Origin of the sequence: Paucilactobacillus nenjiangensis (genome assembly GCF_005405445.1) — a bacterium.
Classification (GTDB): Bacteria; Bacillota; Bacilli; order Lactobacillales; family Lactobacillaceae; genus Paucilactobacillus; species Paucilactobacillus nenjiangensis.
In genome coordinates, this window is the sequence record NZ_BJEB01000082.1 from 1 (window position 1) to 6,797 (window position 6,797).

5 protein-coding genes are annotated in these 6,797 nt (G+C 39.7%); 2 read left to right on the plus strand and 3 right to left on the minus strand.

Going from position 1 to position 6,797, the window contains the following annotated elements:
• Nucleotides 1–119 precede the first annotated feature (119 nt).
• Genes FFM59_RS09395 through FFM59_RS09405 form a run of 3 tightly spaced genes read right to left on the minus strand, consistent with a single transcriptional unit; the run spans nucleotide 120 to nucleotide 3,292 of the window.
• Nucleotides 120–773: a TetR/AcrR family transcriptional regulator gene (locus FFM59_RS09395; RefSeq protein ID WP_137602780.1), complete on the minus strand. Its 654-nt coding sequence runs from the start codon at nucleotides 771–773 to the stop codon at nucleotides 120–122.
• Nucleotide 774: 1 nt separating this feature from the next.
• The gene (locus FFM59_RS09400) at nucleotides 775–2,379 is read right to left on the minus strand and encodes an ABC transporter permease (protein WP_137602781.1); all 1,605 of its coding nucleotides are present in this window, start codon (nucleotides 2,377–2,379) and stop codon (nucleotides 775–777) included.
• 4 nt (nucleotides 2,380–2,383) lie between these two features.
• Nucleotides 2,384–3,292 carry an ABC transporter ATP-binding protein gene (locus FFM59_RS09405; RefSeq protein ID WP_137602782.1) on the minus strand — a complete coding sequence of 303 codons (909 nt, stop codon included), beginning with the start codon at nucleotides 3,290–3,292 and terminating at the stop codon, nucleotides 2,384–2,386.
• A 141-nt stretch (nucleotides 3,293–3,433) separates the two neighbouring features.
• Between FFM59_RS09405 and FFM59_RS09410 the strand changes: the two genes are divergently transcribed.
• Nucleotides 3,434–4,861, plus strand: coding sequence for a C69 family dipeptidase (locus tag FFM59_RS09410; RefSeq protein WP_137602783.1), 1,428 nt, complete (start codon nucleotides 3,434–3,436; stop codon nucleotides 4,859–4,861).
• Nucleotides 4,862–5,020: 159 nt separating this feature from the next.
• Nucleotides 5,021–6,643 (plus strand): ABC-F family ATP-binding cassette domain-containing protein, encoded by a 1,623-nt coding sequence (locus FFM59_RS09415; RefSeq protein ID WP_137602784.1) that lies wholly within the window; start codon nucleotides 5,021–5,023, stop codon nucleotides 6,641–6,643.
• Nucleotides 6,644–6,797: the final 154 nt, after the last annotated feature.

Consider the following 6,797-nt stretch of genomic DNA (forward strand, 5'->3'; position numbering starts at 1 on the left):
CTTGATAATAGAAAATGGCACCAGTATAAATTCACAAAGTGAATCTCTATCAGTACCAAATATTGTAGAACCAAAATGACTGACTCACCATCATATCTCCGGTGAATCAGTCATTTTTTTTATTTGGCTAAATATCCATGTTCAAGTACGTCCATATATTGCATCACTTTGTCGATGATGGGCTCAAAGTCTGCCATTGTAGCATCTGCATTTTCTTCAAACAATTGTTGTGAATCCAATTCGATTTGTTTCACAATTCCTAACATCATTTCAACCACAATCGTTTTGTCGAGCTCTGGGCGGAAATTTTCTCGTTCTAATATCGGACCAACCAAATTTTCAATTTTCACTTCCGTATAACCACCAATCAAATGTGTGATTGTGGCCTGTAATTCATTGGGTAAATGACCGATGCCAATATAAATTTTCAACAAGACTTTAAATTCCATTTGATATTCTAATTCGAGCTGAAACTTATATCTGGTCGCTCTGGTCACCATTTCCGTTAATGATTGTGCCTCGCTCCATACACTGACATCAGCAGCATCATTTAAAACCTCAATGGCTTTAGTCAGAACTTGAATCAGTAATTCTGCTTTACTGCCAAAATAATAAAACACCGTTCCTTTAGAAACTCCTGCATCAGTAGCAATGTTTTCCATTTTGGCCGTCTGGTAACCAAATTCTGCAAAGTTTTCTAACGCACTTTGCATGATGCGGTCAATCTTCTTCGGGTCTTTAATTGTATGATGTACCTTTGGTTGATATTCCATCTTAGTTCACCGTCAAATCTCGATTTCGATACGTAATAAAGCCAATAATGCCCAGCACAATCGTGATTCCTAAACAAAGCAACAATGGTTCCGTCGGTACTGCATGAGTAGGCACTTTACTAAACCAGCCATATGGCGTTAATTGCTTAGCCCATTTAGGAAAATCAAGTAATGCGCCCAAGTAAATTGAGACAAATCCATAAATCGGTACAAACCAGACGATATTTTGCAGTCTAGGCATTAAACCAACGAAAAAGGTCCCAACACCCATCACTGCCAAAACAGCTGGGAAATACGCTGTAAAGCCACGTAAGAACTTACTAAAATCTAAATCATAATCCACGGCCGCAGAACCACTGACATACATCCCCAAAATGGCAGCGAATAAACAGATGCCCGAGATAATTACAGCTAAGCCCAGATATGATAAATAGACTTTCAACCGTGAGACAGCATTAGCGTGAATCAATTCTAGCCATCCCTTGCGTTCATCGCGGTTAATCTTAAAGATAATTTGCAACGCTGGAATAGTGCTAACGACAGCGAATACAACTGATAGCATCCCCGCAAAGCTCATCACCACAGCTAAATTAGCATTATCAGTTCCTTGGCTTCCCAAGATTTTGGCCATCATCGGATTAGTGGCTAATAAATCACCAACTTGTCCAAAAATCGAACCATAACTGGCCCCTAAACAAAACATGCCTAACGTCCAAATAATCAGTGGCATTCTTTCGAGTCTTAATAACAAACTGAATGGTCCATTAATTAGCCGACTTGAACTTTTTTGTTGATGATTCAAAACCAGTAACCCAGACCCGAAATCACGAGTACGATTGAGCATCACTGTGACGGTACAAACAACCACTGTCAGCACTAGCATGAGCAGCACTGGGAACCAATCATTTTGATCATAAATGTTTAATTTTTCAATCCAACCATAAATCGTCCACCAAGTTGTGTCTGAATTTTGCACATCGGTAATCATCCGTAACACAAACAGTCCACCTAATAAGACATAACTGCCAATCGTTGCACCTCGCGAATTATCAGTTAGTTGAGCAATCAACAAAGAAAAACTACCAAACATCATGCCAAAGATTGCTAAACTGATTCCAAATAAAAGACTCCCTTCAATGGTGACACCATTCATCCCCGACACTTCTAGGCCCAGGGTTAACAGGACGCCCATCACAACGTTGATAATCACTAATTGTGAAATCACTGCGGTTAATGGGGCATTGCGACTGACTGCACGCGCACGTGTCAATTCCAGCACACCGGAATCTTCTTCACCACGAGTGTTTTTGACGGCAAAATAAATATTCATCATCGCCATGAAAAAGCCCATAAAGACCATCATTTCCATCGCGTAAATCACGGCAACTGTGTATGGTGCTGTCGCAGTCATTGGGCCAAACATTGACACCATTGCGGGCGTTTTTAAGGTCGCGATAATTGATGCCATGGCCGCCTCAGTTTCATACAAACTATTAAATTTGCCTGCCGCCACAGCAGCTAAGCCAACAATACATAATGCCCAAACTACAAATTTGAACCAATCACGGCGCAGATAGGTTTTTAATAATAAGGAAGTTCGTCGCATAAGACTACGCCTCCTTTGAATCTTCATGATAATAATGCATGAACAAATCTTCTAGTGTCGGTGGCGCACTTTGTAATGAAACCACTCCAAGAGCAGCTATTTGCGTCATCACGCCGGCTAACTTGTCTGAATCGACCGCAAACGTGGCCTTCTGCTGATCAGCGGTATCAACGACAAATTCATGGACTCCATCAAGCTTGGCTACACTATCCAACGCTCCATTAGTTTTGACGGTAATCATCGTCCGGGTTAAATGACGAAGTTCATCCAAACTACCCGTTTCAATCACTTTTCCCTCACGAATAATGCCAATGCGGTCACACATTTTTTCTACTTCCGATAAAATATGGCTTGAAAGTAAAATGCTTTTGCCTTCGTTTTTCAATTCTTTCACGTGATTCTGAAAAATCCGCTCATTTAATGGATCCAATCCGGAGGTCGGTTCATCAAAGATATAAAAATCCGCATCCGTTGAAAAAGCTGCAATTAAAGCCACTTTTTGCCGATTACCTTTAGAATACGTCCGTGCTTTCTTATTCGCATCTAACGCAAATTCTTTAATTAACGCATCCGTTTTACTTGAATGCTTTTCGCCATTCAATTTTAAAAATAAATCAATGATTTGACCACCCGTTAAATTAGGCCATAAATAAATATCACCTGGTACATAAGCTAAACGTTCATGAATTGTAACAGCATCTTGCCAAACATCCTGGCCAAAAATTGTTGCACTGCCGCCATTAGATTTTAAAATACCGAGGAGTGCCCGGATTGTCGTCGATTTACCAGCCCCATTAGGCCCGATAAAGCCAAAAACTTCTCCTTTATTAACATTAAAAGTCACATCTTTTAAGGCTTGAAATTTACCAAAATTTTTCTGTAGATTTTTAACTTCCAAAACTGTTTCAGTCATAAAAGTCACCCTCTCCTATTTGTTAACCCAATTATATTCGTCTATTGACTGGCGGGTCAAACAATACCGGGTCAATGATATTTGACTGGTAATTTAAATGCGTTAAACTTAATGATGACGCAATTTGAAAGGAATATTAATATGAAATTTGAAAGTGCTTGTACGACTGTTTTAGTAGGTAAAAAGGCTTCAATCGACGGCTCTACAATGGCTGCGCGCAATGATGATACTTTTTTGACCCTAACACCACAAAAATTTGTGGTTTATCCTGGTTTTAAAAACAAACCATCGAACATTACTTCTGGTCAAAATGGCTTTACTGCCAAACGTCCAGAAACTGGTTATGGTTACCAAGCAACTCCGAACGTCGACGTCGAACATGAAGGGGTCTTTGATGAAAATGGTTTCAACGAAGCCAACGTTGGAATGAGTGCCACTGAAAGCGTTTATGCAAATGAACGGGTGTTGGCCGCTGACCCCTTAGTTGAAAATGGCGTGGCTGAAGATTCAATTGTCGCAATGGTGTTGCCCTTTATCAATTCTGCTCGTGAAGGTGTAACGCGTTTAGGTGAAGTGATTGCGGAACATGGTTCTCCTGAAGGTAATGGCGTCATTTTTAGCGACAAAAACGATGTTTGGTACATGGAAATTGTCACTGGTCATCACTGGGTGGCACAACGCATTCCAGATGACTCATATGCGGTCACTGGTAACCGGATTGCAATTCAACAAGTTGATTTTAGTGATTCGGCTAATTTCATGTGGTCTGATGGCATTCAAGAATTTGTCGTTGCCAATCATTTAAATCCGGATTTAAGCGATTGGAATTTCCGCCGCATTTTTGGAACCTATACTGAATTTGATCAACATTACAATACCCCACGTCAATGGTATGGTCACAAACTATTGAGTCCCAGTTTAGAATTTGAACCCGAAGATTTAGATTTACCATTTATCTTACCTGCTGAAACTAAGTTAACTTTAGAAGATGTTGAACGGGTTTTGAGCAGTCATTATAATGGCACAGATTTTGATCCACTAGGCCACGGTTCTGAAGCTGATAAACAACGTTATCGTCCAATTTCATTAGCTAGAACGCAAAATTCACACGTGCTACAGGTCCTGAATGGTGTCCCTGAATCAGCTTCAACAATTTTATGGCTTTGCTTAGGGATTCCATCCTTTGCACCATTTGTACCTTTCTTTGGTAACTCTAGCGCTAATGACATCAGCTACACTGATACACCAATGGAATTAGATATTAAGGGTAACAGTGCCTACTGGATGTACCGCACGCTTTCAATGTTAGTTGAATCACACCATAGCCAATTCATTCAAATGGATTTGGACTATCTTAAGGATGCTCGTCAATTCCAACACAAGTTTGTCAGTGAAGTCACTAATGCAGCTACTAAACTTGACCAGACCCATATGAACGAATTCTTAACTCGTCAAAATAAAGTGATGACTGACGAAATGGCTAAACGAACCAATAAATTAATTTCTCAACTCATCATGCACGGACTGGAATTATCTAAATTAACCTTCAAAATGGATGCCAATCTGTAACACAAATTAAACCACCAATACTTGTCATTTCAGACAGACATCGGTGGTTTTTATGACGACGTACGCTTTAATTCGTATTTAATTAGTTGCAGGTCTCTTATTATCCAAGTATAATGGACTGTTGATGAGAATTTAGGACACGAAAAGCGAGGATATATCTTGATTACTGTAAATAACGTCAGCTTACACTTCTCCGATCGTAAGCTATTTAGCGATGTAAATATCAAATTTACACCCGGAAACTGTTACGGTTTAATTGGTGCAAACGGTGCTGGAAAGTCAACTTTCTTAAAAGTTCTTTCAGGTGAAATCGAACCAACTACCGGGAACGTTTCACTAGATCCCAATGAACGAATGACTAAATTGAGCCAAAATCACTTTGGTTTTGAAGATAAAACTGTTATGGACACCGTTATCATGGGTCATAAAAAATTGTATGACATCATGAATGAAAAAAATGCACTCTACGCTAAGGAAGACTTCACTGATGAAGACGGTATTCGTGCCGCCGAACTTGAAGGTGACTTTGGCGAGATGGGTGGCTGGGAAGCTGAACCAGAAGCAGCCGCTTTATTGCAAAATTTAAACATCCCCGAAGAATTACACAATAAATTGATGGCTGAATTAACTGAAGCCCAAAAAGTTAAGGTTTTGCTCGCTCAAGCATTATTCGGCAAACCTGACGTCTTACTCTTAGACGAACCAACCAACGGTTTAGATATTCAATCAATCGCCTGGCTAGAAGATTTCCTAGCTGATTTTGAAAATACCGTGATTGTTGTTTCCCATGACCGTCACTTCCTCAATAACGTTTGTACCCATATGGCAGACTTGGACTTTGGTAAAATCCAACTTTACGTTGGTAACTACGACTTCTGGTTAGAATCAAGCCAATTGGCTGCTAAATTAAAATCTGACTCTAACGCAAAAAAAGAGGAACAAATTGCCGAATTAAAAGACTTTATCGCTCGTTTTAGTGCGAATGCTTCTAAGTCTAAACAAGCAACTTCTCGTAAGAAAATGTTAGATAAAATTACCCTTGATGACATCCAACCATCATCACGTAAATATCCATACATTAAGTTTATTCAGGCGCGTGAAGTCGGCAATGACTTATTAAAAGTTGAAAACTTAAGCGTCTCAGTTGACGGAACTAAAGTTCTAGACAATATTTCTTTTAGCCTAAACAAAGATGATAAAACTGCCTTTGTGGCCAGTGATGATATTGCCGTGACGGCACTATTCCGCGTCTTGAATGGTGATTTAACACCAGATTCAGGCACGATTACTTGGGGAGTCACTACCACCCAAGCTTATCTACCTAAAGACACGACAGCTGAATTTTCTCGTGAGATTTCAATTATTGATTGGTTACGTCAATACGCTGAAAAAGGCGAAGATGATAATACCTTCTTACGTGGATTCTTAGGACGGATGCTCTTTGCTGGAGACGATGTTAACAAGATGGTTAACGTCCTTTCTGGGGGCGAAAAAGTGCGTTGTATGCTTTCAAAACTAATGCTTTCAAAGGCTAATGTGATGGTAATGGACGATCCTACCAACCATTTAGATTTGGAATCAATCAGTGCTTTGAATGATGGCTTAATTGATTACCCCGGATCATTGTTATTCGGTTCTCATGACCACCAATTCATTCAAACCATCGCTAATCGCATTATCACCATTTCTGATAAAGGCTTGGTTGACCGTGCCGATACTAACTACGATGAATATCTTTCAAACGATGCTGTTCAAAAACAAGTTGCAGCTTTATATGCATAATTAAAAACAGAGCTAACTTTCAAATCCGATATTTGGATTGAAGGCAAGCTCTGTTTTTTGGAACGGAGCAAGGAAAAACGTTCTTTCAAGGACGTGATGGATTGCTCTTTTTTATTGCCCGAAGGGCTATTGTAGATGGTGTTAATAAAAAGTG

Coding starts and splice junctions, on each gene's coding strand:
- FFM59_RS09395 (WP_137602780.1), bottom strand. CDS start 773: ATGGAATATCAACCAAAGGTACATCATACAATTAAAGACCCGAAGAAG.
- FFM59_RS09400 (WP_137602781.1), bottom strand. CDS start 2,379: ATGCGACGAACTTCCTTATTATTAAAAACCTATCTGCGCCGTGATTGG.
- FFM59_RS09405 (WP_137602782.1), bottom strand. CDS start 3,292: ATGACTGAAACAGTTTTGGAAGTTAAAAATCTACAGAAAAATTTTGGT.
- FFM59_RS09410 (WP_137602783.1), top strand. CDS start 3,434: ATGAAATTTGAAAGTGCTTGTACGACTGTTTTAGTAGGTAAAAAGGCT.